The sequence below is a fragment of the Blautia sp. DFI.3.45 genome (genome assembly GCF_020593505.1).
Classification (GTDB): domain Bacteria; phylum Bacillota; class Clostridia; order Lachnospirales; family Lachnospiraceae; genus Blautia_A; species Blautia_A wexlerae.
Genome location: NZ_JAJDMI010000223.1, coordinates 1 through 268, shown reverse-complemented (window position 1 = coordinate 268; position 268 = coordinate 1). Strand labels below are relative to the sequence as shown.

1 protein-coding gene is annotated in these 268 nt (G+C 47.0%); it reads right to left on the bottom strand.

Annotation, left to right across the window (positions count from 1 at the left end; genetic code table 11):
* Nucleotides 1–76 precede the first annotated feature (76 nt).
* Nucleotides 77–268: hypothetical protein (locus tag LJE09_RS17675; protein ID WP_442860832.1), on the bottom strand; the 192-nt coding region annotated here is incomplete at its 5' end.

Genomic DNA, 268 nt, shown 5'->3' with positions numbered 1-268 from the left:
ACAGAAGCCTATTAAAAGTCCCCCATAGCAAGCATTATACGATTCGCAGGGCACTCTGTCAAAGTGAGACAGCGTATTATTTCTTTCCCTTACGTCTCCACCATCCTCCTTTCTTTTTCTGAGTTGCGGCATAACCATAACCATAGTTATAGCCGTATCCATAGCCATAGCCGCTGCTGCCTTTTTCCGTTCCGTTAAGAACGACAGCCATATTGTTCAGCTTATGTTCCTGATATAAGCGTTCCAGTTCGGGCAGCTGGCGGCGGTC